This is a genomic window from Streptomyces sp. NPDC048825, from assembly GCF_043198355.1.
GTDB lineage: Bacteria > Actinomycetota > Actinomycetes > Streptomycetales > Streptomycetaceae > Streptomyces > Streptomyces xiangluensis.
In genome coordinates, this window is sequence record NZ_JBICUR010000028.1 from 1 (window position 1) to 22,688 (window position 22,688).

Below are 22,688 nucleotides of genomic sequence, written 5' to 3' on the forward strand. Positions count from 1 at the left end.
GCCAGGAGGTCAACGAGGGCGACCTGATCGTCGTCCTGGAGGCCATGAAGATGGAACAGCCCCTCAACGCCCACCGTTCGGGCACCATCAAGGGCCTGTCCGCCGACGTCGGCGCCTCGATCACGTCCGGCGCCGCGATCTGCGAGATCAAGGACTGACCACACCAGCACAGACCGGCGCGGAATCGCGTCGACGATGATCGAACAGGAGAGACGAACATGGGGGACGAACTGGAGCAGACGCTGCTCCAGATGCGGGCACTGGTCGACGACGCGGTCACCAAAACCCGGCACCGGGCGGGCGCCGCCCAGGGCGCGCTGACCGTGGTGGCCGATCCCAGCAATGAGCGGATCCGGCGGAGCGCCGAGCGACTGATCTCCACTGCGCGTCGATCGGTCTCCCTGGCACTGCCCTGCCGGGTGACCATGTCGGAGGCCCTGAGTGGCCTTCTCGACATGCTGCGTGAGATCTCCGCCGCTGGTGTCGGAGTCCGCGTGCTCGGCGGTCCGGGGATCCTCGACGACCGCAATGTCCGGCGCCACCTGGCGTCCCTGCCCCCACGGCCGGCCTTCGACGTCAGGATCTCGGCGCATCAGCACCAGGAAGTGCTGATCGTGGACGGGCGGATGGCCCTGACGCGCGCCGAGTTCGGAGTGGCAGGCCCGCAGGCCGTGACCATCCGCGTCCCGATGGTGCTGCGGGCGCTGGACACCCTGTTCACCGGCGCTTGGTCCAGCGCGACACCCGCGCAGAGCTACCGCCGGGTCTCCGCGCGCGGCAGGACCGAGATCGCCCGCCAGGTACTCGGCTGCCTCACCTCGGGAATCACCGATGAGGCTGCCGCTCAGAGCCTCGGCCTGTCGGTCCGCACCTATCGCCGTCATGTCGCCGAGCTGATGCAGGAGTTGGGAGCCGTGTCCCGCTTCCAGGCCGGAGTACACGCGGTCGAACTGGGCCTGCTCACAGCGTGAGCGCTCAGCTGGGAGAACGGGGATGCACCTGCGGGCCGGTGGAGGCTGGTCGCTCCCTCACTCTCGACTTCGCGCGAGCGGGGGGACCCCCATCGCGGCGGAGCGGCAAATTGATACAGCCCCGCGCCCCTTACGGGGTGCGGTACGACACCGGACTTCGCCGTGCTACTCGCGTCGGAGAAGTGCATCCATCGTCGCCTCCAAGTACGCGGGGAACTCCTCGCGTACGGGCAGCGCGGACGGCACGGCATGGCCGAGCTGGGTGTGCCCCAGATAGAAGCTGTACGCCATCAGCCCGCGCCGCCGTGCCTCGTCCCCGGCGAAGCCGAGTTCGGTGAAGAGCCCGGCCAGGTAGCCGATCCGGCGCTCGGTGACCTGCCGCAGCGCGGCGGCGACCTGAGGGTGGTCGGTGCTGGCGAGCAGCGATACCTCGAGCGGATCGGCGGTGGCCGGCTTGGTGATCTCGGTGAACAGTCTGCGCAGACGCCTCTCCGGGTCCGGCTCGGTCTCCACGGCCGTGATGATCTCCTCGGTGTCCGCCTCGACCCAGCGGGCGAGCGCGGCCTCGATCAGTGCCTCGCGATTGCCGAAGTGCCAGTAGAAGCTGCCCTTCGTGGCACCGAGGCGGGCAGCGAGCGGCTCGACCGCCACCGCCGCGAGGCCGCCGCCTTCGCCGATGGCGGCGAGCGCGGCATCCGCCCAGTCACGGGCGCTGAGCCTGGCCTTCTTGGTCTGCTGCCGTTGCACCATGTCCATACGCTACCGTATGGTCGTCCATACGCCAGCGTATGGAGGTACGTGATGCTCAAGGACAAGCCCGTAGCGGTGGGGTTTCCCGAAGGCGCCCGACTGATCAGGACAGCCGTGGACCGGCCCGACTATCAGGACGCGTACGCCATGGAGCTGCGGCCCGGAATGCCGCGCGATCCGGCGGCCTGGACGGGCATCCTGCGTGACGCCTTCCCGATCGCGGCGCAGCAGGACGGCGAGGCACTCATGGACGTGAGCACAGCCGGTCTCGACGCCTGGGCTTCGATCGTCATCGACGAGAAGTACGTCACCCTCTGCAGCTCAGTGAAGACGAACGCATGGCGCTCCAGGCTCTACTGGGGTGCAGTGAAGTGGGTCCACCCCTTCATGGCCCGCGCCATGATGGTCCGCACCCACCGCAAGCTCGCTCTCGCCGCCCAGAAGGCCGTGTAGAAAACGCAGTCGTCGTCAGTGGCTCGTGCGTACGAGGGAGAACGCCGCCCCCTCCGGGTCTGCGACCGTGGCGATGCGGCCGTGCGGGGTGTCGCGGGGCGTTTTCAGGACGTGGCCGCCCAGGTCGATGACATCGGTCAGGGAGGCGTCCACGTCGGCGACTTCGAAGTACGTCATCCAGTGCGGGCCCCGGTCGCGGGGGAGGGCGTGGCCCACGCCGCGGATGCCGGCCACCGGGCGGCCCTCGATGTGCAGTGTGATGTAGTCGACGTCCGCGGAGGCGACCGGCTCTTCCTCGTAGCCGAAGACCGTGTCGTAGAACTTGGCGACGCTCGCGGAGTCGCGCGTGACCAGCTCGTTCCAGGTGGGCGTGCCGGGCACCTCCGTGATGCCCGTGCCGAGGTGGGCCGCGGTCTGCCAGATGCCGAAGACGGCGCCCGAGGGATCGGAGGCGATGGCCATACGGCCGGCATCCCCGGCGTCCAGGGGGCCGACGCCGACCGTGCCGCTGCAAGCCCGTACCGTTTCCGCCGTCAGATCCACGTCGTCCGAGGCGAAGTAGGGCGTCCAGGCGATGGGCAGATGACGGTCGGGCGGCAACTGCCCGATCCCGGCCACCTCATGGCCGTCGAGCACGGCACGTACGTACGGGCCGAGCTGCTGGGGGCCGGGCTGGAACTTCCAGCCGAACAGTGCTCCGTAGAACTCCTGGGTCGCGGCCATCCCGTGCACCATCAGGCTCACCCAGCAGGGTGTGCCGGGCGTGTGTGCGGTGCCGTTCAGGCCGGCCGGTCCCCGTGCCTCGGTCATCGTCACTCTTTCCTCGGCGCCTAAGAGCGCCGGCAGCTTCACTTCCGCTTCCGAACGCGCACACAGCCGCCGCGCGCCGAGTCGGCTGCGCATGGCTGGAGGATGCCCGATTTGCTGTGTCCCATCCGTATCCCCGCGGTTGCCTGGTGGTGTCCATCGGCTGTACAGCCTGTGTCCAGGCCCGTACGCCGTGTGCTCGGGCCGGTCCGGCGGGCAGAGTAGCCGGACCTGGACGATGCGGCCACCCCGTGCGCAAGGATGGTGGCCATGAACGCCATCATCTCCGCAGCCGAACTCGCGAACGCCCTGGCCGGACCGAAGCCGCCGGTGGTGCTCGACATCCGATACCAACTGGGCGGCCCGAACCTGCGTCCCGCATACGAGGAGGGACACATTCCGGGTGCCGTCTTCGTGGACCTGGACTCGGAACTCGCAGCTCCGGCCGGGGCGGGCGGCCGGCATCCGCTGCCGGACATGGAGGTCTTCGGGGCGGCCATGCAGGCGGCCGGAGTCAGTGCGAACCGGGACGTCGTCGTGTACGACGGCGGGCTCGGCTGGGCCGCCGCGCGCGCCTGGTGGCTGCTGCGCTGGACGGGTCACCCGTCGGTGCGTGTCCTTGACGGCGGACTCGCGGCCTGGGACGGCCCCATCGAGGCCGGTGCCCCGTCGCCGGTCGCCGGTACGTTCCTGCCGTCGCCCGGCGCGCTGCCGCTTCTCGACGCGGACGGAGCCGCCGCCCTGGCCCGCACCGGCCTGCTCCTCGACGCGCGCGCCGCCGAGCGCTACCGGGGCGAAGTCGAGCCGATCGACCGGATCGCCGGCCACATCCCCGGCGCCGTCTCGGCACCGACCACGGAGAACGTGACGGAATCCGGCCACTTCCGCCCGGCCGCCGAACTCGCGGAGCGCTTCAAGTCCCTGGGCGCGACCGGTACTTGTGAAGTCGGCGTCTACTGCGGCTCGGGAGTCTCCGCGGCCCACGAGATCCTCGCCCTTCAGGTTGCGGGCATTCCGGCCGCGTTGTACGCGGGCTCCTGGTCGGAGTGGTCGGCGGACGAGAGCCGCCCGGTCGCGACGGGTCCCGACCCGCAGTAGACCGGCCCCGGCCCACAGGAGGCGCACGGCAGCGAAAAGGGCTCGCCCCGAAGTGGTGCGAGCCCCAGTCGCGTACATCTTCCGCTTCCTATTCCTGCTTCTTGCGACGCGTCCCGAAGACGATCTCGTCCCAGCTCGGCACCGCTGCTCTTCGGCCCGGGCGGACGCCGTCCGCCTCGGCCTGCCGGTCGGTGGAGCCGACGAGCCGGTCACGGTGGCTGGCCACCGAGCGCGGCATGAGCACATCGGCATACGCCGAACCGGCCGAGGCCGCGGGCGCCGGGGGCTCCTCCGCCTCGGGCTCCGGGGCGGGCTCCTCCTCCGCCGGCATCTCCGTGGTCGGGGCGGGGCGCTCGGGCACCACCAGGTCGCCGCGGAAACTGGGCACCGCCTCCAGGAGGCTGGTGAGCGAGTCCCGCTCACCGTTGATGCTCTCCTCCTCGGGCTCCGGAGACTGGGCCGGCAGGACGGGACGTTCCGTCTGGCGCTCCAGGGCGCGGTCCATCGGGTGCTCGCGGTCGCGTGGCAGCCGGGCGATACGCGGCACGAACGGGAAGCTGGGCTCGGGCGAGGCGAGGTCGTCGTCGGACTCGCCGATCAGCGAGCGCGCCTCCTCGTCCACAGCCTGTACGAGCCGCCGTGGCGGGTCGTACGTCCAGCTCGCCGAGTGCGGCTCACCCGCGACCCGGTAGACCAGCAGGACCTCCCAGGTGCCGTCGTCACGGCGCCACGAGTCCCACTGCACGGTCTCCTTGTCGGCGCCGCGCAGCAGCAGCCGCTCCTGCACCGCCTCGCCGAGCTGGGGTCCGGTGGTCTCGCCGGGCCGGCGGACCGGGGTCTTGCGGGCCCGCTCCGCCATGAACGCGCGCTCCGCGAGCACGGGGCCCTCGAAGCGGCGTACGCGATCGACGGGGATGCCGGCGAGCTGGGCGACCTCTTCGGCGGAGGCGCCTGCGCGTATACGCGCCTGGATGTCTCGGGGGCGGAGATGGCTCTCCACCTCGATCTCGATCTGGCCGAGGCGGGGACGGTCGCCGCGTACAGCGGCGCGCAGACGCTCGTCAATCGGAAGCGTGTACTCCGTGCTGTCCGCAGCCTTCAGCACCAGCCGTGTGCCGTCGTTAGAGACGGCCACGACACGCAGTTCGGGCATGGGGACCTCCCGGGTGGTGCCTGCCGACGTCACGTGCGTCGCTGCTTCCGCTAGTCGAGTGTGGCCTGCCCGGGTGCAGCCTGCCACAACCTTGCCGAGTTGCCCGGCGTGTCGGGCGCTGGCCCTGGATCGCCGTTATGGCACGGTTACCTATTCGCAACGCTAAGTGACAAACTCCGTCACCCTGTGCAACGAGCCCCCTCACGGCGGTCCTGGAAGGCCCCGGACGCCCTGGCGGGTGTCCGGACCCAGGGCTCGCAACAGTACTCCATTCGGGCCACCTGCGTGGATCGGCACGCCGCCCAACTTCTCGCGGGGGTCGGGAGTTGGTCACCGGGAACACCGTTCCGGTGGCCACGGTGCGTGGCGATCTTCACGCGATCTTCACGACCGAAGTTGATTGTTCCGGCTCTTAGTTCCTCTTGAGTCTCCTCCGAGGTCCTCTCGTTCTGGTGTAGTTGGCGATGGCGCGACCCTGTGGCGCGATTACGTCCCCAACACCCGCCGCAAGTAGTCGTTTCCGAAGCGCCGGTCCGGGTCGAGCCGGTCCCTGAGGGCGGTGAACTCGCCGAAGCGCGGATAGATTTCGGCGAAGTGCTCCGCCTCGCGCGTGTGCAGCTTGCCCCAGTGCGGGCGCCCCTCGTGCGCGGTGAAGATCCGCTCCGCGGCCGTGAAGTACGCCCGATGCGGCGTGCCTTTGTACATGTGGATCGCGATGTACGCGCTGTCCCGGCCGGATGCCGTGGAAAGCGTGATGTCGTCGGCGGGCGCGGTGCGCACCTCCACGGGGAAGCTGATCCGCAGGGGGGAGCGGTCGATCATGGCCTTCAGCTCACGCAGCGTCTCGACAAGGGCCGCGCGGGGGACGGCGTACTCCATCTCTGTGAAGCGCACCCGGCGCGGGGAAGTGAAGACCTTGTAGGGAATGTCCGTGTACGTGCGGGCCGAAAGGGCCCGGCTGGAGATCTTCGCGATCGCCGGGATCGTCGCGGGCACGGCACGGCCCACCGAATTGGCCACCTGGAAGAGGCCGTTGGAAAGGAACTCGTCCTCGAAGAGGCCCCGGATTCTGCCGACCGGCTTCTCCGGGCCCGCGCTTCGGTTGTTTCGCTTGCTGTTGCAGTTGCCGGTGTGCGGGAACCAGTAGAACTCGAAGTGCTCGTTCTCCGCGTGCAGTTCGTCGAAGCTGTTGGTGACCTCGTCGAAGGTCATCGGCTCCTCACGGGCCGTGAGCAGAAAAAGGGGCTCTACGGAGAAGGTGATCGCGGTGACGACACCCAGGGCACCGAGTCCGATGCGGGCTGCCGCGAAGACAGCGCGTTCTTCTTCGGTCCCCTTCTCCGAGCAATTGATGACCGAGCCGTCGGCGGTGACCAGTTCAAGTGCCGTGATCTGGGCGGCGATCGACGCCGAGTCACGGCCGGTGCCGTGAGTGCCGGTGCTGGTCGCGCCGGAAACCGTCTGCTCCATGATGTCGCCCATGTTCGTGAGCGACAGCCCCTCGCGGGCCAGGGCTACGTTCAGCCGCTTCAGCGGGGTGCCCGCCTCCACGGTGACGGTGCCCGCCGCGCGGTCGATCTTGCGGATGCCGGTGAGCAGTTGGGGCCGTATCAGCACACCGTCGGTGGCGGCGACGGCCGTGAAGGAGTGCCCGCTGCCGACAGCCTTGACCCTCAGCCCGTCCTCGGCGGCCTGGCGCACGGTGGCGGCGAGCTCCTCGACCGAGGCGGGCGTGACGTCCCGTACGGGACGGGCCGAGACATTGCCCGCCCAGTTACGCCACGTGCCGCTCTTCCCGCTCGCTGTGCTGCTCATGGGTCCCTCCCCGCTGCGGAACCGGCCCGCTGAGCCGGCGATACCCCAGGAAACCGACCGCGACCGCGACGGCCCCGGCGACCGCCGGAACCCCGTACCCGGCCCGCGCCCCGGCGGCGTCTATCACCCAGCCGGACACGGAGGAGCCGAGCGCGACCCCGACCGCAAGACCGGTGCTGACCCAGGTCATGCCCTCGGTCAGTTTCGCGCGAGGTACGTGCCGTTCGACGAGGGCCATCGTCGTGATCATCGTCGGCGCGATGGACAGGCCCGCGACAAACAGCGCCACGGCCAGGAACGGCAAGTTTCCGACCAGTAGGAGGGGGATCATACTCACGGCCATCGTGCAGATGCCCAGTACCCATCGGCGGGCGGGCGCCCCCATGAAGCGCAGCAGTCCGAAGACGGCTCCCGCCAAGCAGGAGCCCGCCGCGTACACGGCCAGTACGACGCTCGCGGCGGCCTTGTGGCCCTCCTCCTCGGCGAAGGCGACCGTGACCACGTCGACCGAACCGAAGATCGCTCCCGTCGCCACGAAGGTGGCCACCAGGACCTGCAGCCCGGGAGCGCGCAGGGCCGAGCCGCCGGTGTGGTGCTCGCGGGGATGCGGCGTGGGTTCGGTGGCACGCTGGGCCGTCAGCCAGAAGACACCGGCCGCCAGGAAGCAGCCCGCCAGGAGCGGCCCGGCCTCCGGGAACCAGACCGTGGACAGACCGATGGAGATGATCGGCCCGAAGACGAAGCAGATCTCGTCGACGACGGACTCGAAGGCGTACGCGGTGTGCAACTCGGGCTTGTCCCGGTAGAGGTACGCCCAGCGCGCCCTGGTCATCGCGCCGATGCTCGGTACGCAGCCGATGCAGGCCGAGCACAGGAACAGCACCCCGTCCGGCCAGTCGAAGTGCGCGGCCAGCAGCAGCCCGGCCGCCGCGGCGAGGGCGAACAGTGTCGCGGGCCGCAGCACACGACGCTGACCGTACTGGTCCACCAGCCGCGAGATCTGCGGACCGATCACCGCCGCGGACAGCGCGAGGGTGGCCGTGAGGGCGCCCGCGAGGCCGTAGCGCCCGGTGAGCTGGGAGATCATCGTGACCACGCCGATGCCCATCATCGACAGCGGCATCCGGCCGAGGAAACCGGCGACGGAGAAGCCCGTGGAGCCTGGGGCGGCGAACAGGGCGCGGTAGGGGCTGGGCACGGGGGCTCCGGTGAGGATCCGGTAAGGCGTGAATGTGGCCGATACAGCTTACGGGCCCCAGGGTCCCTGTGTATGCCGGTGCCGGCCCGTCATACCGCCCCGTCATTCCGCCGTTTCCCGACTGTCAGTGACGAGTGGCAGGATCAAAGACATGCCCGACGCGCTCGATGCCCATCCGTACGACGCCCTCCTCCTGCTCTCCTTCGGCGGCCCCGAAGGCCCCGACGACGTGGTCCCGTTCCTGGAGAACGTGACGCGGGGGCGCGGCATCCCCAAGGAACGCCTCAAGGAAGTGGGGCAGCACTACTTCCTGTTCGGCGGAGTCAGCCCCATCAACGACCAGAACCGCGCCCTGCTGGACGCCCTCCGCAAGGACTTCGCCGACCACGGCCTGGACCTGCCGGTCTACTGGGGCAACCGCAACTGGGCGCCGTATCTGACGGACACCCTGCGCGAGATGGTCGCCGACGGCCGTCGGCGCATCCTGGTCCTCGCCACCAGCGCGTACGCCTCGTACTCGGGCTGCCGCCAGTACCGCGAGAACCTCGCCGAATCGCTCGCGACGCTTCAGGCCGAGGGACTGGAGCTGCCGAGGGTGGACAAGTTGCGGCACTACTTCAACCACCCGGGCTTCCTCCAGCCCATGATCGACGGCGTCCTGAAGTCCCTCGCCGACCTCCCCGAGGACGTCCGCGCGGGCGCGCACCTGGCCTTCACGACCCACTCGATCCCGAACGCCTCCGCGGACACCTCCGGTCCCGTCGAGGACCACGGTGACGGCGGTGCGTACGTGAAGCAGCACCTGGACGCCGCGCGGCTGATCGCCGACGCGGTGCGCGAGGAGACCGGCACCGACCACCCCTGGCAGCTCGTCTACCAGTCCCGCTCCGGTGCCCCGCACATCCCCTGGCTGGAGCCGGACATCTGCGATCACCTGGAGGAGCTGCACGGCGCCGGTGTCCCGGCCGTCGTGATGGCGCCCATCGGGTTCGTCTCGGACCACATGGAGGTCATGTACGACCTCGACACGGAAGCGAAGGCCAAGGCCGAGGAGCTGGGCCTGCCGGTGCGCCGCTCGGCCACCGTGGGCGCCGACCCGCGGTTCGCCGCCGCGGTCCGTGAGCTCGTCATGGAGAGGGCCGCCACCGAGAGCGGGCGTGACGTGAAGCCCTGTGCCCTTGGTGATCTGGGGCCGAGCCATGATGTGTGCCCTGTGGGCTGCTGCCCCGCCCGCGCCCCGAAGCCCGCCGCCGCGGGTGCCGACAGCCCGTACGCCTGAGGAGCACCGTGACCGATACCGCGAGCGACCCGCTCAAGGCCGAACTCCTGCAGATCGCGCTCGACGCGGCGCACCACGCGGGCGCCTTCCTGCGCGACGGCCGCCCCGACGATCTCGGCGTGGCCGCGACCAAGTCCAGCGCCGCTGATGTCGTCACCGAGATGGACATCGCCTCCGAGAAGCTGATCACCGGCCTGCTCGCCGACCTCAGGCCGGACGACGGCGTGCTCGGCGAGGAGGGCGCCAGCGTCGAGGGCAGCAGCGGGATCCAGTGGGTCATCGACCCCATCGACGGAACGGTCAACTACCTGTATGGGCTGCCTAGTTGGGCCGTTTCGATCGCGGCCCGCAAGGACGGCGAGACGGTCGTCGGCGTGGTGCACGCTCCGATGCGCGGCGAGACCTACCGGGCCGTCCTGGGCGAGGGCGCGTATGTGAACGACCGCCCCGCGAGCGTGCGGCCCGCCCCCGCCTTCGGGCTGGCCCTCGTCGGCACCGGCTTCGGCTATCTCGCCGAGCGCCGGTCCCGGCAGGCCGAGGTGGTCCGGCAGCTCATTCCGGAGGTGAGGGACATCCGCCGCGGCGGCTCGGCCGCGATCGACCTGTGCGATGTGGCGACGGGCCGCCTGGACGCTTACTACGAGCGCGGGCTGAACCCCTGGGACTACGCGGCCGGTGACCTGATAGCCCGGGAGGCGGGCGCCCTCACCGGCGGCCGCCCCGGAGAGCCCCTCTCACCCGACCTGACCGTCGCGGCCCCACCCGGCCTCTTCGAGCCGCTCCAGAGGCGCCTGGAGGAACTGGGCGCTTGGCACGACTGACACCGCGTACAACAGGCGATTGACGCCGCGTACAACAACGAAGCGGGGCCCCGGTCTGGATCTGCCGGGGCCCCGCTCTCGTACGAGCTGATCAGACGCGTGACGCGCTGACCTCCACACCGTGCTCGGCGGCGAGGCGGCGGAGGTCGTCGAGCTCGGCCTCCTCGACCTCCGCGAGGAAGTCGTCGCCGGTCTCGCGAGCCCGCGTCAGGTCGGACTCGGTAGCCTTTATGCGCTGCAGAAGTCCTGCGGTGAATGCGTCCATGCTGCGCCCCCTCGTCCTGGGTCGTGGGTCGGTGGCACGGGGGTGTGCCGTTCGGAAGGGGCGATCACGTCTCCTGTGGATGCCCAGCGCTGCCCGTGCTGGGCGGCGACGGTGCCGGACACCCACGTCCGCTCTGCGGAAGCGGCTGGTGGCGTACCACATGGTGGTGTGGCACATGCAGAGCGTGATCGCGGGGTGTAAAGCCGTCCTCCCCGCACTCCCTTCCGCGGAAACCTCAACCGGAAGAGAAAATCTCGCATTCCCGGGGCTCTCACCCCCCTCTCACCCGTCTTACAGCCGACTTATGGCCGAAAAGGGCAGGATGGAGGTCTCACCCCCGACAGACCCCACCGGTGTGCGCCGAAGCGCGCTACGCGGGTGGACAGAGGAAGGACAAGCGACGTGCGCGTACTCGTCGTCGAGGACGAGCAGCTGCTCGCCGATGCGGTGGCCACCGGACTGCGCCGGGAGGCCATGGCCGTCGACGTCGTGTACGACGGTGCGGCCGCCCTGGAACGCATCGGCGTCAACGACTACGACGTGGTCGTCCTCGACCGTGACCTCCCACTGGTGCACGGCGACGACGTCTGCCGCAAGATCGTCGAGCTCGGCATGCCCACACGCGTGCTCATGCTCACGGCCTCCGGTGACGTCAGCGACCGTGTCGAGGGCCTGGAGATCGGCGCCGACGACTATCTCCCCAAGCCCTTCGCGTTCAGCGAACTGACGGCACGCGTGCGTGCCCTCGGCCGCCGTACGAGCGTGCCGCTGCCGCCCGTCCTGGAGCGTGCCGGGATAAAGCTGGACCCCAACCGCCGCGAGGTCTTCCGCGACGGCAAGGAGGTCCAGCTCGCCCCCAAGGAGTTCGCCGTCCTGGAGGTGCTGCTGCGCAGCGAGGGCGCCGTCGTCTCCGCCGAGCAGCTCCTGGAGAAGGCCTGGGACGAGAACACCGACCCGTTCACGAATGTGGTGCGCGTCACGGTGATGACCCTGCGCCGCAAGCTCGGCGAGCCGCCGGTCATCGTGACCGTTCCCGGCTCCGGTTACCGGATCTGATCTGTGGTGGCCACGACACCCGCACCCCCGAAGACGCCCCCGAAGCCCACCTGGGATCCTCGAGGGCCGGAGCTGCCGTTCCCCTGGCTGCGCCCGACCATCCGTATAAGGCTCACGCTGCTGTACGGCGGGATGTTCCTGATAGCAGGCATCCTCCTGCTGTCGATCATCTACCTTCTCGCCGCGCAGGCCCTGGATGTCGGCAGCAATCTGCCCTTCAAGATCGTCGAGGGCAAGGTCGCCAGCGAGACGTGCAACTTTCCCGAAAGCGCTCCGCCCAGCGAGTTCAACAGCGCGATGAACGAGTGCGTCAACCTCCAGCGCCGGCACGCCCTGGACGACCTGCTCAGTCGCTCCCTCCTGGCCCTGCTGGGTCTCGCGGTGATCGCTTTCGCCTTCGGCTACGCGATGGCCGGCCGTGTCCTGGCGCCGCTCGGCAGGATGACCCGCACCGCGCGCGCGGTGGCCGGCTCGGACCTCTCGCGCCGTATCGAGCTGGACGGTCCGGACGACGAGCTGAAGGAGCTGGCGGACACCTTCGACGACATGCTGGAGCGGCTGCAACGGGCGTTCACGGCCCAGCAGCGCTTCGTCGGGAACGCCTCGCACGAGCTGCGTACGCCCCTGGCGATCAACCGCACGCTCCTGGAGGTGCATCTTTCCGATCCGGGGGCACCCGTGGAGCTGCAACAGCTCGGCAAGACGCTGCTCGCCACCAATGAGCGCAGCGAACAGCTCGTCGAAGGGCTGTTGCTGCTGGCCCGCAGTGACAACCAGATCATCGAGCGCAAGGCGGTCGATCTCGCCGAGGTCGCCTCGCAGGCCATCGACCAGGTGCGCGCCGAGGCAGATGCGAACGGAGTGGCGATCCGCGGGGAGCGGGCCCCCGTAGTCGTCCAGGGCAACGGCGTACTCCTGGAGCGGATCGCGCTGAACCTGGTCCAGAACGCCGTCCGGTACAACGTGCCGAAGGACGGCTGGGTCGAGGTGACGACACAGGCGCAGCACGGCCAGGCGATCTTCGTGGTGTCCAACACGGGGCCCGTGGTGCCGGCGTACGAGATCGACAACCTCTTCGAGCCGTTCCGGCGGCTGCGGACCGAGCGGACCGGCAGCGACAAAGGTGTGGGGCTCGGCCTGTCGATCGCCAGGTCCGTGGCCCGTGCCCACGGCGGCCACATCAGCGCCGAGCCGCGTGAAGGGGGTGGCCTGGTGATGCGAGTCACCCTGCCCATCTGAGAACATGTCGCCGACAAACGGCGTTGTTCGCTTTGCGCGGAATTTTCTGGGCAGCAGCCCAGGAGATTCATGTGTGATCGATCACATAGGCGAATTTTTGGCCATCTACTCTCCGTGATCAAGAAGGTTGGCGGAAAGCCGGGAAAGTCCGGGTTTTCGATGGTCTTCATGACGGGAAGTACTGGTGAGACGCCTTTGAAGTGCGGCGTGAGGACCGTGTACGGTCCCGTTCGCCATCCAAGCCGATCACTACTGCTGAGTTCGGTTGGGTGTCGATTGAGTAACAGACCTTGATGTGAGGCAAAATCTCCGCCTCAGGTCGGGCACAAGTCCGGCCTCTCACGCGTTACGAGCGCTGAGACACCACAGACACCCAGAGGGGGAGAGCGACATGGCTACGGATTACGACACCCCACGCAAGACCGATGACGACGTCGACTCCGACAGCCTTGAGGAATTGAAGGCCCGTCGGAACGACAAGTCGACCTCGGCGGTCGACGTTGACGAGTTCGAGGCCGCCGAGGGCCTGGAACTGCCCGGTGCGGACCTCTCGAACGAAGAGCTGGCCGTACGGGTGCTGCCGAAGCAGCAGGACGAGTTCACCTGCATGAGCTGCTTCCTGGTCCACCACCGCAGCCAGCTGGCCCGCGAGAAGAACGGCCAGCCGATCTGCCGCGACTGCGACTGAGGCAGGGTCGGCCGTGCATGGCTCGACCCCGCCCTGGAAGCGCCGTTCTCATGACCAGGGAGCGGCCGGTCCGTCTTCGGACGGCGTAGGTGACGACGAGCGGGGCCGTGAGGCCTCGCTCGAAGCAGCGGACGTGACAGGTGCCTCCGGTGCCCTGGAGGTGTCGGACAAGAAGGCGCCTGTCGCCAAGCGGCGGGTGGTCGCCGTCGGGCACGGGGTGAGGGATGGCGTCCGCTGGGGCGGCAGCAGGGCCAGGGCGTTCCTGGCTTACCTCACGGACCGGATCATCGAGAGCGCCCCGCGGATCCCCGTACGGGACCTTGCGACGCTCCAGCGGCAGTTCACCGGCCTGGGTCCCGAGCAGCTCGCGGACAAGCTGGTCGCGGGCGCGTGCAACGCGACGGCGACGGTGGGCGCGGGGGTCGGCGCCGCCGCGATGATGCCCGTACCACCGGCGATGCCCACGGAACTGGCCGCCGAGATCACCGGCGTGGCCGCCATCGAGCTGAAGCTGATCGCCGAGCTGTACGAGGTCTACGGTCAGCGACCGCCGGGCAATCTGAAGGAACGTACGACCACGTATCTGAACTCGTGGTCGGAGGAGCGCGGCATCGACGTAGCCAAGCCGTCGACGGTCAACGCCGCTCTCGGGATCCAGTTGAGGCGCGAGCTGCGCCAGCGGATCATGAAGCGGACGATCAGGAACCTGCCGAACCTGATGCCGTTCCTGGTGGGCGCCGCCGTCGGGGCGGCGATGAACCGCCGCGAGACCAGAAGACTCGCTGACCGCATCCGCACGGACCTCCGCAAGACCCAGGTCCCCTGGGACGCCCTGCCCGCACTGCCGCCCCTGGAGAAGCCCGCCGACCCCTTGGACATGAGCGACAACCCCAAGGAACTGGGGCACTGAGCTCTCACGCGGCTCTCACGCGGCTCTCACGACGGCCTGCCGAAAGCTGGAAAGCCGAGCCGGGGCGAGCAACTCGTAGAAAGACCCTCGCGGAAAGGCCTACGCCGCACGCGCCGCGTCAAGCGCCGCCGCCAGGCGCTCCGGTTCCCGCGTGGACAGATACAGGTAGGGCGTCGGGTCCGACGGGTCCGTGACCTCCACCCGCAGGGCCGTGGGGATGTAGGCGCGCAGCAGCAGAAATGCCCGCGGGTCCGCCTTGTACGTGCGCCAGGCGCGTGTCTCCTCGGCGTCGAGCACATGGGCTTGGCCCAGGGCCGACACCGGGATCTTCGCGTCGCCCGCGATCAGCGAGTCGCCCACCACACGGATACGGACCGAGCCGTACGAACTCGCCACCACCGCCGCGACCGCCGTGCCGCCGGCCAGGCCGCCCAGTAGGGGCAGCACGCCGAACGGCAGCAGGATCAGCGCCATCGAGACGCCGACCAGGAAGCAGACGAGCCACCAGGTGCGGGGCGCGGTCAGACGTTCTTCGTAGGGCGAGGCGGAGAGCTGCATGAAGCCAAGCCTGCCACGGTGCCTACGGGCCGCTGACGCGGAGGTAAGGTCTGCGCCTGTGAGTGGTACCTCTTCGACCCTGCGACCCCCGGCCGACGCCGTGGCACCGGTGCGGCACCCGGACGCGCCCGCCCCCGGCGAACTGCTCGGCGCGCACTACGAGCACTGCTTCGGCTGTGGCGGCGGACAGGCGCACGGGCTGCACCTCGCGGCCCGCGCGGGCGAAGGCGTAAGGATCACCGCCGAGTTCACCGTCCAGACCGCCCACCAGGGCGCGCCCGGTCTCGCCCACGGCGGCGTCCTCGCGAGCGCTCTCGACGAGACGCTCGGCTCGCTGAACTGGCTGCTGCGGACGATCGCGGTGACCGGTCGCCTGGAGACCGACTTCGTACGGCCCGTCCCCGTGGACACCGTGCTGCATCTGGAGGCCGAGGTCACGGCGGTGGCCGGACGGAAGATCTACTCCACGGCCACCGGCCGGATAGGCGGCCCCGAAGGCCCGGTCGCGGTCCGCGCGGACGCCCTGTTCATCGAGGTCAAGGTCGACCACTTCGTCGACAACGGCCGCCAGGAGGAGATCCAGGCGGCCATGAACGACCCGGACCAGGTCCGGCGAGCTCGCGCCTTCGAGGTGAACCCGTGACCCGACCCGTGCCCCCGAGCCCCGTTGATGTGCTGATCAAGCGCGTCGATCCGGACGTACCGCTTCCGGAATACGCGCACCCCGGCGACGCCGGCGCGGATCTGCGGACGACCGAAAGCCGTGAGCTCGCGCCCGGCGAGCGGGCCGTGCTGCCCACCGGAGTGTCCATCGCACTCCCCGAGGGGTACGCGGCCTTCGTGCACCCGCGATCCGGGCTCGCCGCCCGCTGCGGAGTCGCTCTCGTGAATGCCCCAGGGACCGTGGATGCCGGGTACCGTGGGGAGATCAAGGTGATCGTGGTGAATCTCGACCCGCGCGAGTCCGTGCGGTTCGAGCGCTTCGACCGGATTGCCCAACTGGTCGTCCAGCAGGTCGAGAAGGTGCGCTTCCAGGAGGTGGCGGAGCTTCCCGACTCGACACGGGCCGCAGGGGGCTTCGGGTCCACCGGCGGCCATGCCGCGGTGGACGGCACAACGGGTGGGAATCGATACGCTTCGGTCGTATCCGACCGGGAAGGACAGTGACGTGTTCGGACGTCGCAAGAAGGGCAGTGCCGCCGAGGACGCGGCGAGCGAGGCCGAGCAGGTCGACGGCGTAGTTGAGGAAGTCGACACTGAGACGGACGACGCAGAGCAGGAGCGCGTACGGCTCGAACCCAAGCCGCGCCCCGACGGTCCCTGGGACAGTTCGGAGGTCCGCGATCCGGCCGAGGGCCGGGTCGATCTGGGCGGCCTCTTCGTGCCCGGGGTCGACGGCATGGAACTGCGCGTGGAGGTCGCGGGCGACGCCATCGTCGCGGCCACCGTGGTGCTGAAGGACAGCGCCGTCCAGCTGCAGGCCTTCGCCGCCCCCAAGCGCGAGGGCATCTGGGGCGAGGTTCGTGAGGAGATCGCCACCGGCATCACCCAGCAGGGCGGTGTCATCGACGAGGTCGAGGGCCCGCTGGGCTGGGAGCTGCGCGCCCAGGTACCGGTGCAGCTGCCGGACGGGACCGGCGGTTTCCAGGTCGTACGGTTCGTCGGCGTGGACGGTCCCCGCTGGTTCCTGCGCGGAGTGATCTCCGGGCAGGGCGCGGTGCAGCCGCAGGCCGCCGGGCTGCTCGAGCAGATCTTCCGGGACACGGTCGTCGTCCGCGGCGAGGGCCCGATGGCCCCGCGCGACCCGATCGTGCTGAAGCTGCCGGAGGACGCGCAGATGGTCGCCGAGGGTGTCCAGCAGGAGGAGCAGGCGGGTTCCCGCTTCTCCGGAGGCATGGGGCAGCTGCAGCGCGGGCCGGAGATCACCGAGGTCCGGTAGACGCGTCCGGTAGCTACGGATGCACGACCAGTAGACACGGACTCACGACCATGGGCCGCACCTTCGCCGGGTGCGGCCCATGGTCATATGTGGGTTCCGGGCTGTCGGTGCGGCTGACGCGCAGGACGTGCCACACCATTGCCGGGACGGGTGCCCGGTGACCATACTGGCGCCCGGCCGACGGGGGAGGAACGGATGAGCGGCAGCGGTGCGATCGCCACCGAGACCATGGTGCGCGTCGAGAACGTCCACCGGTCGTACGGGACCGGAGCCACCGCCGTACACGCCCTGCGCGGGGTGTCCTTCGACGTGCCGCGCGGCGAACTCGTCGCCCTCAAGGGCCGTTCGGGGTCCGGCAAGACGACGTTGCTGAACCTCGTCGGCGGGCTCGACGAGCCGGACGACGGCCGGATCACCGTGGACGGGCTCGAGCTGTCCGGGCTCGGTGAGGAGGGGCTGCTGCGGCTGCGCCGGGACCGTATCGGCTTCGTCTTCCAGTCCTTCGGGCTCATCCCGATCCTGACGGCCGCCGAGAACGTGGGCGTCCCGCTGCGGCTGCGCCGGGCCCATCCGCGCGAGCGCGAGGAGCGCGTCGAGCTGCTGCTCGCCCTGGTCGGCCTGGCCGATCACGCGGCGCAGCGGCCGGGCGAGCTCTCCGGCGGTCAGCAGCAGCGGGTGGCCATCGCGCGCGCTCTCGCCAACCAGCCCTCGCTCCTCATCGCCGACGAACCCACCGGCCAGCTCGACGCGGAGACCGGCCTCGCTGTGATGGAGCTGCTGCGCGCGGTCGTCCGCAGCGAGCAGGTCACCGCGCTCGTCGCCACGCATGACGCCGCGCTGCTCGACCTGGCGGACCAGGTGCTGGAACTGAGCGACGGCGAGATCGTCGAGCACTGAACCGGTGCCGAGGAGCGGGCGCGCATCAGGGTTGCGTCAAAGACGTCTCCGGGCCCGCCTTCCGCGGCTTGGGCGCCGATGATTGGCCGTAAGGTCGACGCAGCGTGTGCGGCTGTTACGGGAAGACAATGGGACCCATGGGACGCGGCAGGCTTCGGATCTATCTCGGTGCGGCGCCGGGCGTCGGCAAGACGTACGCGATGCTGTCCGAGGCGCACCGTCGCGTCGAGCGGGGCACGGACTGCGTGGTGGCCTTCGTCGAGCATCACGCCCGGCCGCGGACCGAGGTGATGCTGCGCGGCCTGGAGGAGATCCCGCGCCGGGAGCTGGAGTACCGGGGCTCGTTCTTCACCGAGATGGACGTGGACGCGGTGCTGGCGCGCAGCCCCCAGGTGGCGCTCGTCGACGAACTGGCCCACACGAACGTCCCGGGCTCCCGCAACGGCAAGCGGTGGCAGGACGTCGAGGAACTGCTCGCGGCCGGCATCGACGTCGTCTCGACGGTCAATATCCAGCACCTGGAGTCGCTGGGTGACGTGGTCGAGTCGATAACGGGCGTACGGCAGAAGGAGACCGTCCCCGACGAAGTGGTGCGCCGGGCCGATCAGATGGAGCTGGTCGACATGTCGCCCCAGGCGCTGCGGCGGCGGATGGCGCACGGCAACATCTACCAGCCGGACAAGGTCGACGCGGCCCTGTCGAACTACTTCCGCCCCGGCAACCTGACCGCCCTGCGCGAGCTGGCCCTGCTCTGGGTCGCCGACCGCGTCGACGAGTACCTCCAGCAGTACCGGGGCGAGCACGGCATCCGCTCCACCTGGCAGGCCCGTGAACGCATCGTGGTGGGGCTGACGGGTGGTCCGGAGGGCCGGACGCTGATCCGCCGGGCCGCCCGGCTCGCGGAGAAGGGCGCCGGCGGTGAGGTGCTCGCGGTCTACATCGCGCGCAGCGACGGTCTGACGTCCGCCTCGCCCAAGGAACTGGCCGTCCAGCGCACCCTGGTGGAGGACCTGGGCGGTACCTTCCACCACGTCATCGGGGACGAGATCCCTTCGGCGCTGCTGGAGTTCGCGCGGGGCGTCAACGCCACGCAGATCGTGCTCGGTGTCTCCCGCCGCAAGGGCTGGCAGTACGTCTTCGGGCCCGGCGTCGGCGCCACGGTCGCCCGCGAGTCGGGCCCCGACCTTGATGTACACCTGATCACGCACGACGAGGTCGGCAAGGGGCGCGGTCTGCCCGTTGCCCGGGGTGCGCGGCTCGGGCGGTCCCGGATCATCGGAGGCTGGCTGACCGGGATCGGCGGCCCGGCGCTGCTGACGGTGCTGCTCACCCACACCGACGCGGACCTCGGCTTCACCAACGACATGCTGCTGTTCCTGACGCTGACGGTGGCCGCGGCGCTACTCGGCGGGCTGCTGCCGTCGCTGGCCTCAGCAGCCTTCGGCTCCCTGCTGCTGAACTGGTACTTCACGCCGCCCTTCCACCGGCTGACGATCGCCGACCCGAAGAACATCCTCGCTCTGGCGATCTTCGTGGGCGTCGCCGTGTCGGTGGCATCGGTGGTGGACCTGGCGGCCAGGCGTACGCATCAGGCGGCCCGGCTGCGCGCCGAGTCGGAGATCCTCTCCTTCCTGGCGGGCAGCGTGCTGCGCGGCGAGACCAGCGTCGACGCCCTGCTGGAGCGGGTCCGCGAGACCTTCGCCATGGAGTCGGTGGCCCTGCTGGAACGTACGAGCGACGTCGAGCCGTGGACCTGCGCGGCCAGTGTCGGCCCGCAGCCGCCGATCCGGCCGGAGGACGCAGACGTCGACATGCCGGTCGGCGACCACATGGCGCTGGCCCTGTCCGGCCGGGTGCTGCCCGCTGAGGACCGCCGGGTGCTGGCCGCCTTCGCCGCCCAGGCCGCCGTCGTACTGGACCGCCGGCGCCTCCAGCAGGAGGCCGAGCAGGCCCGCACGCTGGCCGAGGGCAACCGCATCCGTACGGCGCTGTTGGCCGCCGTAAGCCATGATCTGCGCACCCCGCTGGCCGCGATCAAGGCCGCCGTGTCGTCCCTGCGGTCCGATGACGTGGCCTGGTCTCAGGAGGACGAGGCCGAGCTCCTGGAGGGGATCGAGGCGGGCGCCGACCGACTTGACCTCCTGGTGGGCAATCTCCTGGACATGTCCCGGCTGCAGACCGGCACCGTCACCCCGCTGATCCGCGAGATCGACCTCGACGAGGTCGTCCCGATGGCGCTGGGCGGCGTACCCGAGGACAGCGTGGAGCTCGACGTCCCCGAGACCCTGCCCATGGTCGCCGTCGACCCGGGGCTGCTGGAGCGCTCGGTCGCCAACATCGTTGAGAACGCGGTGAAGTACAGCCCTGACGGGGAGCGGGTGCTGGTGGCCGCCAGCACGCTCGGAGACCGGGTCGAGGTGCGGGTGGTGGACCGCGGGCCCGGCGTCCCGGACGAGGCCAAGGAGCGTATCTTCGCGCCCTTCCAGCGCTACGGTGACGCCCCGCGCGGCGCCGGTGTGGGCCTCGGGCTCGCGGTCGCCCGAGGCTTCGCCGAAGCCATGGGCGGGACCCTCGACGCCGAGGACACTCCCGGAGGCGGACTGACCATGGTGCTCACCGTCCGGGCGGGCCCGTCCGGTGCCGTACGACCCGCAGAACTCGCACAACCGGAAAGGCAGGCTTCATGACCCGCGTCCTCGTGGTCGACGACGAGCCGCAGATCACCCGAGCCCTCCTGATCAACCTCAAGGCACGCAACTACGAGGTGGACGCGGCTCCCGACGGCGCCACCGCGCTCCAGCTCGCGGCCGCCCGCCACCCCGACGTGATCGTGCTCGACCTGGGCCTGCCCGACATGGACGGCGTCGAGGTGATCAAGGGACTGCGCGGCTGGACGCGCGTACCGATCCTGGTGCTGTCGGCCCGGCACTCCTCGGACGAGAAGGTCGAGGCCCTCGACGCGGGCGCCGACGACTACGTCACCAAGCCCTTCGGCATGGACGAGCTGCTGGCCCGGCTGCGGGCCGCCGTCCGCCGCGCGGAGCCCAACGGGGGCGGCGAGGACGAAGTGATCGTGGAGACGGAGGACTTCACGGTCGACCTGTCCGCCAAGAAGGTCAACCGGGCAGGCCGCGACGTGCGCCTCACCCCGACCGAGTGGCACCTCCTGGAGGTGCTGGTGCGCAACACGGGCCGCCTGGTCAGCCAGAAGCAGCTGCTCCAGGAGGTCTGGGGTCCGTCGTACGGCACGGAGACCAACTACCTGCGCGTCTACATGGCCCAGCTGCGGCGCAAGCTGGAGGGGGACCCTTCGCATCCTCGGCACTTCATCACGGAGCCGGGGATGGGGTACCGGTTCGAGAGGTGAGCTGCGAGGCGGCCGGGGGTCCGGGGGTTGCCCCCGGGAGATGCAGCATCACGGAGCCCGGGATGGGGTATCGATTCGAGCGTTAGTTCTATGGGTAAGCCTAGGGGGTACGAAGCTGTCAGCGGCCCCCGGTACGCTTCAGGCATGAGTGCTGTTCCCCGTTCCGAAAGGCCGCCGGGCCGGTTCCGGCGGATGATCGACCGGCTCTCCTCGTCGCAGGAGGACCTGGAGTCGGAGGAACTGCGCGAGGACACCGAGACCACCGGGTGTACGCGTATCGGTGACGCACATGACCGACAGATAGTGACCGTTACTGGTACCTTGCGCACGGTCACGCTGCGTCCGAGGGCCGGTGTCCCGGCTCTGGAGGCCGAACTGTTCGACGGTTCGGGCGCCCTGGACGTGGTGTGGCTCGGCAGGCGCTCCATCGTGGGGATCGAACCGGGGCGCAAGCTGATCGCATCGGGCCGGATCTCGATGAGCCGGGGCCGCCGGGTGCTGTTCAACCCGAAGTACGAACTCAGACCCCTCGGACGGGAGTAGCCGGTGACGTCGCTCGACAAGCCGACCGAAGACGACGCCCATGACTCGCGGGCGGTGACGGAGGCCGCGCTCTTCGAGGCGTTCGGCGGTCTGCGGGGCATGATCGAGACGGTCCTGCCCGGCCTGCTCTTCGTCACGATCTACACGGTCAACAAGGACCTGCACTCCGCGGCCATCGCGGCCCTCGGCGTCTCCGTGCTGCTCGTCGTGGTGCGCCTGGTCATGAAGGACACCGTCAAGCACGCCTTCAGCGGTGTCTTCGGGGTGGCCTTCGGCGTGGTCTTCGCGATGATGACCGGCAACGCCAAGGACTTCTATCTGCCGGGCATGCTCTACACGCTGGGCCTGGGCCTCGCGTACATCATCACGACCCTCGCGGGCGTCCCGCTGATCGGCCTGATCCTCGGCCCGGTCTTCAAGGAGAACCTCTCCTGGCGGACGCGTAACCCGGGCCGCAAGAAGGCGTACGCGAAGGCGAGTTACGCGTGGGGGGCGATTCTGCTCGCCAAGTGCGCGATTCTCTTTCCGCTGTACTGGTGGGCGGACACCACCCAGCTGGGGTGGGTCCTGATCGCGCTGAAGATTCCGCCGTTCCTGTTGGCAGTGTGGCTGACCTGGGTGTTCCTGGCGAAGGCGCCCGCGCCGATTGACGTGTTCGCCGAGATGGAGGCGGAGGAGAAGGCCGAGGAGGAGCGCCGGCGTACGGCCGAGCGTTTCGGCGACGCAATGGAGCCCTTGGCCGACGAGACCCTCCAACGCCTCACGGACGGCCCGACGGACTCAGTCGAGTCGGGCGGCCCGAAGCACCGCAAGCGCTGACGCTCGGATACGAGGATGGGGGCGCCCGGAGATCTCCGGGCGCCCCCATCCTCGTATCCGAG

Annotated in this window: 25 protein-coding genes; 18 read left to right on the forward strand and 7 right to left on the reverse strand. The window is 69.8% G+C overall.

Annotated features, from left to right (window positions below; all coding sequences use genetic code 11):
* Both ACGFNK_RS42355 and ACGFNK_RS42360 read left to right on the forward strand, forming a co-directional pair.
* The coding region (locus ACGFNK_RS42355; RefSeq protein ID WP_393425907.1) for an acetyl-CoA carboxylase biotin carboxyl carrier protein subunit at window positions 1-158 on the forward strand (158 nt) is incomplete at its 5' end.
* Between the two features lie 60 nt (window positions 159-218).
* On the forward strand, window positions 219-971 hold the full coding sequence (locus ACGFNK_RS42360; RefSeq protein WP_393425678.1) for a hypothetical protein: 753 nt from the start codon (window positions 219-221) through the stop codon (window positions 969-971).
* Between the two features lie 165 nt (window positions 972-1,136).
* On the opposite strand, the gene ACGFNK_RS42365 is transcribed toward ACGFNK_RS42360, so the two are convergent.
* On the reverse strand, window positions 1,137-1,727 hold the full coding sequence (locus tag ACGFNK_RS42365) for a TetR/AcrR family transcriptional regulator (RefSeq protein WP_393425681.1): 591 nt from the start codon (window positions 1,725-1,727) through the stop codon (window positions 1,137-1,139).
* 45 nt (window positions 1,728-1,772) lie between these two features.
* Between ACGFNK_RS42365 and ACGFNK_RS42370 the strand changes: the two genes are divergently transcribed.
* Window positions 1,773-2,174 carry a hypothetical protein gene (locus tag ACGFNK_RS42370; protein ID WP_393425684.1) on the forward strand — a complete coding sequence of 134 codons (402 nt, stop codon included), beginning with the start codon at window positions 1,773-1,775 and terminating at the stop codon, window positions 2,172-2,174.
* Between the two features lie 15 nt (window positions 2,175-2,189).
* Here ACGFNK_RS42370 and ACGFNK_RS42375 read toward each other — a convergent pair whose 3' ends face one another.
* Entirely contained in the window at window positions 2,190-2,984 is a 795-nt protein-coding gene (locus tag ACGFNK_RS42375) for a VOC family protein (protein WP_393425687.1), read from the reverse strand.
* Between the two features lie 267 nt (window positions 2,985-3,251).
* Between ACGFNK_RS42375 and ACGFNK_RS42380 the strand changes: the two genes are divergently transcribed.
* On the forward strand, window positions 3,252-4,079 hold the full coding sequence (locus tag ACGFNK_RS42380) for a sulfurtransferase (RefSeq protein WP_393425690.1): 828 nt from the start codon (window positions 3,252-3,254) through the stop codon (window positions 4,077-4,079).
* An 88-nt stretch (window positions 4,080-4,167) separates the two neighbouring features.
* On the opposite strand, the gene sepH is transcribed toward ACGFNK_RS42380, so the two are convergent.
* From sepH to ACGFNK_RS42395, 3 genes are all read right to left on the reverse strand, one after another.
* Window positions 4,168-5,232, reverse strand: a complete 1,065-nt coding sequence (gene sepH, locus ACGFNK_RS42385; RefSeq protein ID WP_386355798.1) for a septation protein SepH — start codon at window positions 5,230-5,232, stop codon at window positions 4,168-4,170.
* Window positions 5,233-5,718: 486 nt separating this feature from the next.
* Window positions 5,719-7,047 carry a D-arabinono-1,4-lactone oxidase gene (locus ACGFNK_RS42390; RefSeq protein WP_393425693.1) on the reverse strand — a complete coding sequence of 443 codons (1,329 nt, stop codon included), beginning with the start codon at window positions 7,045-7,047 and terminating at the stop codon, window positions 5,719-5,721.
* The gene (locus ACGFNK_RS42395; protein WP_393425696.1) at window positions 7,007-8,245 is read right to left on the reverse strand and encodes an MFS transporter; all 1,239 of its coding nucleotides are present in this window, start codon (window positions 8,243-8,245) and stop codon (window positions 7,007-7,009) included. The genes ACGFNK_RS42390 and ACGFNK_RS42395 overlap by 41 nt, the downstream gene beginning before the upstream one ends.
* A 151-nt stretch (window positions 8,246-8,396) precedes the next feature.
* On the opposite strand from ACGFNK_RS42395, the gene ACGFNK_RS42400 reads away from it, so the two are divergent.
* A complete protein-coding gene (locus ACGFNK_RS42400; protein WP_393425699.1) occupies window positions 8,397-9,524 on the forward strand; it encodes a ferrochelatase in 1,128 nt (375 codons plus the stop codon).
* 8 nt (window positions 9,525-9,532) lie between these two features.
* Window positions 9,533-10,345, forward strand: coding sequence for an inositol monophosphatase family protein (locus ACGFNK_RS42405; protein WP_393425702.1), 813 nt, complete (start codon window positions 9,533-9,535; stop codon window positions 10,343-10,345).
* 91 nt (window positions 10,346-10,436) lie between these two features.
* Here the strand turns inward: ACGFNK_RS42405 and ACGFNK_RS42410 are convergent, their stop codons facing one another.
* Entirely contained in the window at window positions 10,437-10,610 is a 174-nt protein-coding gene (locus tag ACGFNK_RS42410) for a hypothetical protein (protein WP_344386815.1), read from the reverse strand.
* A gap of 402 nt (window positions 10,611-11,012) precedes the next feature.
* Between ACGFNK_RS42410 and ACGFNK_RS42415 the strand changes: the two genes are divergently transcribed.
* The 4 genes from ACGFNK_RS42415 (at window position 11,013) to ACGFNK_RS42430 (ending at window position 14,503) form a co-directional block, all read left to right on the forward strand.
* Window positions 11,013-11,666, forward strand: a complete 654-nt coding sequence (locus ACGFNK_RS42415) for a response regulator transcription factor (RefSeq protein WP_010983842.1) — start codon at window positions 11,013-11,015, stop codon at window positions 11,664-11,666.
* 6 nt (window positions 11,667-11,672) lie between these two features.
* A complete protein-coding gene (locus ACGFNK_RS42420) occupies window positions 11,673-12,905 on the forward strand; it encodes a sensor histidine kinase (protein WP_393425707.1) in 1,233 nt (410 codons plus the stop codon).
* 391 nt (window positions 12,906-13,296) lie between these two features.
* Window positions 13,297-13,593: a DUF4193 domain-containing protein gene (locus ACGFNK_RS42425; protein ID WP_005481602.1), complete on the forward strand. Its 297-nt coding sequence runs from the start codon at window positions 13,297-13,299 to the stop codon at window positions 13,591-13,593.
* Between the two features lie 13 nt (window positions 13,594-13,606).
* On the forward strand, window positions 13,607-14,503 hold the full coding sequence (locus ACGFNK_RS42430; RefSeq protein ID WP_393425710.1) for a hypothetical protein: 897 nt from the start codon (window positions 13,607-13,609) through the stop codon (window positions 14,501-14,503).
* A gap of 99 nt (window positions 14,504-14,602) precedes the next feature.
* Here ACGFNK_RS42430 and ACGFNK_RS42435 read toward each other — a convergent pair whose 3' ends face one another.
* Window positions 14,603-15,061: a DUF3093 domain-containing protein gene (locus tag ACGFNK_RS42435; RefSeq protein WP_393425713.1), complete on the reverse strand. Its 459-nt coding sequence runs from the start codon at window positions 15,059-15,061 to the stop codon at window positions 14,603-14,605.
* Window positions 15,062-15,119: 58 nt separating this feature from the next.
* On the opposite strand from ACGFNK_RS42435, the gene ACGFNK_RS42440 reads away from it, so the two are divergent.
* From ACGFNK_RS42440 to ACGFNK_RS42475, 8 genes are all read left to right on the forward strand, one after another.
* The gene (locus tag ACGFNK_RS42440) at window positions 15,120-15,704 is read left to right on the forward strand and encodes a PaaI family thioesterase (protein ID WP_386355775.1); all 585 of its coding nucleotides are present in this window, start codon (window positions 15,120-15,122) and stop codon (window positions 15,702-15,704) included.
* 8 nt (window positions 15,705-15,712) lie between these two features.
* Window positions 15,713-16,228 carry a dUTP diphosphatase gene (dut, locus tag ACGFNK_RS42445; RefSeq protein ID WP_344386860.1) on the forward strand — a complete coding sequence of 172 codons (516 nt, stop codon included), beginning with the start codon at window positions 15,713-15,715 and terminating at the stop codon, window positions 16,226-16,228.
* 1 nt (window position 16,229) lies between these two features.
* On the forward strand, window positions 16,230-17,000 hold the full coding sequence (locus tag ACGFNK_RS42450) for a DUF3710 domain-containing protein (protein ID WP_386355772.1): 771 nt from the start codon (window positions 16,230-16,232) through the stop codon (window positions 16,998-17,000).
* Between the two features lie 195 nt (window positions 17,001-17,195).
* The gene (locus ACGFNK_RS42455) at window positions 17,196-17,897 is read left to right on the forward strand and encodes an ABC transporter ATP-binding protein (RefSeq protein ID WP_393425717.1); all 702 of its coding nucleotides are present in this window, start codon (window positions 17,196-17,198) and stop codon (window positions 17,895-17,897) included.
* Between the two features lie 137 nt (window positions 17,898-18,034).
* Window positions 18,035-20,584 (forward strand): DUF4118 domain-containing protein, encoded by a 2,550-nt coding sequence (locus tag ACGFNK_RS42460; RefSeq protein ID WP_393425720.1) that lies wholly within the window; start codon window positions 18,035-18,037, stop codon window positions 20,582-20,584.
* Window positions 20,581-21,264 carry a response regulator gene (locus ACGFNK_RS42465; RefSeq protein ID WP_393425723.1) on the forward strand — a complete coding sequence of 228 codons (684 nt, stop codon included), beginning with the start codon at window positions 20,581-20,583 and terminating at the stop codon, window positions 21,262-21,264. The genes ACGFNK_RS42460 and ACGFNK_RS42465 overlap by 4 nt, the downstream gene beginning before the upstream one ends.
* 144 nt (window positions 21,265-21,408) lie before the next feature.
* Window positions 21,409-21,807, forward strand: coding sequence for an OB-fold nucleic acid binding domain-containing protein (locus tag ACGFNK_RS42470; RefSeq protein WP_386355763.1), 399 nt, complete (start codon window positions 21,409-21,411; stop codon window positions 21,805-21,807).
* 3 nt (window positions 21,808-21,810) lie between these two features.
* Window positions 21,811-22,626, forward strand: coding sequence for a DUF3159 domain-containing protein (locus ACGFNK_RS42475; protein ID WP_386355761.1), 816 nt, complete (start codon window positions 21,811-21,813; stop codon window positions 22,624-22,626).
* Window positions 22,627-22,688 lie beyond the last annotated feature (62 nt).

Excerpts from the sequence above, each read along its gene's own strand:
- ACGFNK_RS42400 (WP_393425699.1), top strand. The coding sequence starts at position 8,397 with ATGCCCGACGCGCTCGATGCCCATCCGTACGACGCCCTCCTCCTGCTC.
- ACGFNK_RS42470 (WP_386355763.1), top strand. The coding sequence starts at position 21,409 with ATGAGTGCTGTTCCCCGTTCCGAAAGGCCGCCGGGCCGGTTCCGGCGG.
- ACGFNK_RS42390 (WP_393425693.1), bottom strand. The coding sequence starts at position 7,047 with ATGAGCAGCACAGCGAGCGGGAAGAGCGGCACGTGGCGTAACTGGGCG.
- ACGFNK_RS42365 (WP_393425681.1), bottom strand. The coding sequence starts at position 1,727 with ATGGACATGGTGCAACGGCAGCAGACCAAGAAGGCCAGGCTCAGCGCC.
- ACGFNK_RS42380 (WP_393425690.1), top strand. The coding sequence starts at position 3,252 with ATGAACGCCATCATCTCCGCAGCCGAACTCGCGAACGCCCTGGCCGGA.
- ACGFNK_RS42435 (WP_393425713.1), bottom strand. The coding sequence starts at position 15,061 with ATGCAGCTCTCCGCCTCGCCCTACGAAGAACGTCTGACCGCGCCCCGC.
- ACGFNK_RS42360 (WP_393425678.1), top strand. The coding sequence starts at position 219 with ATGGGGGACGAACTGGAGCAGACGCTGCTCCAGATGCGGGCACTGGTC.
- sepH (WP_386355798.1), bottom strand. The coding sequence starts at position 5,232 with ATGCCCGAACTGCGTGTCGTGGCCGTCTCTAACGACGGCACACGGCTG.
- ACGFNK_RS42460 (WP_393425720.1), top strand. The coding sequence starts at position 18,035 with ATGGGACGCGGCAGGCTTCGGATCTATCTCGGTGCGGCGCCGGGCGTC.
- ACGFNK_RS42370 (WP_393425684.1), top strand. The coding sequence starts at position 1,773 with ATGCTCAAGGACAAGCCCGTAGCGGTGGGGTTTCCCGAAGGCGCCCGA.
- ACGFNK_RS42410 (WP_344386815.1), bottom strand. The coding sequence starts at position 10,610 with ATGGACGCATTCACCGCAGGACTTCTGCAGCGCATAAAGGCTACCGAG.
- ACGFNK_RS42375 (WP_393425687.1), bottom strand. The coding sequence starts at position 2,984 with ATGACCGAGGCACGGGGACCGGCCGGCCTGAACGGCACCGCACACACG.
- ACGFNK_RS42465 (WP_393425723.1), top strand. The coding sequence starts at position 20,581 with ATGACCCGCGTCCTCGTGGTCGACGACGAGCCGCAGATCACCCGAGCC.
- ACGFNK_RS42425 (WP_005481602.1), top strand. The coding sequence starts at position 13,297 with ATGGCTACGGATTACGACACCCCACGCAAGACCGATGACGACGTCGAC.
- ACGFNK_RS42455 (WP_393425717.1), top strand. The coding sequence starts at position 17,196 with ATGAGCGGCAGCGGTGCGATCGCCACCGAGACCATGGTGCGCGTCGAG.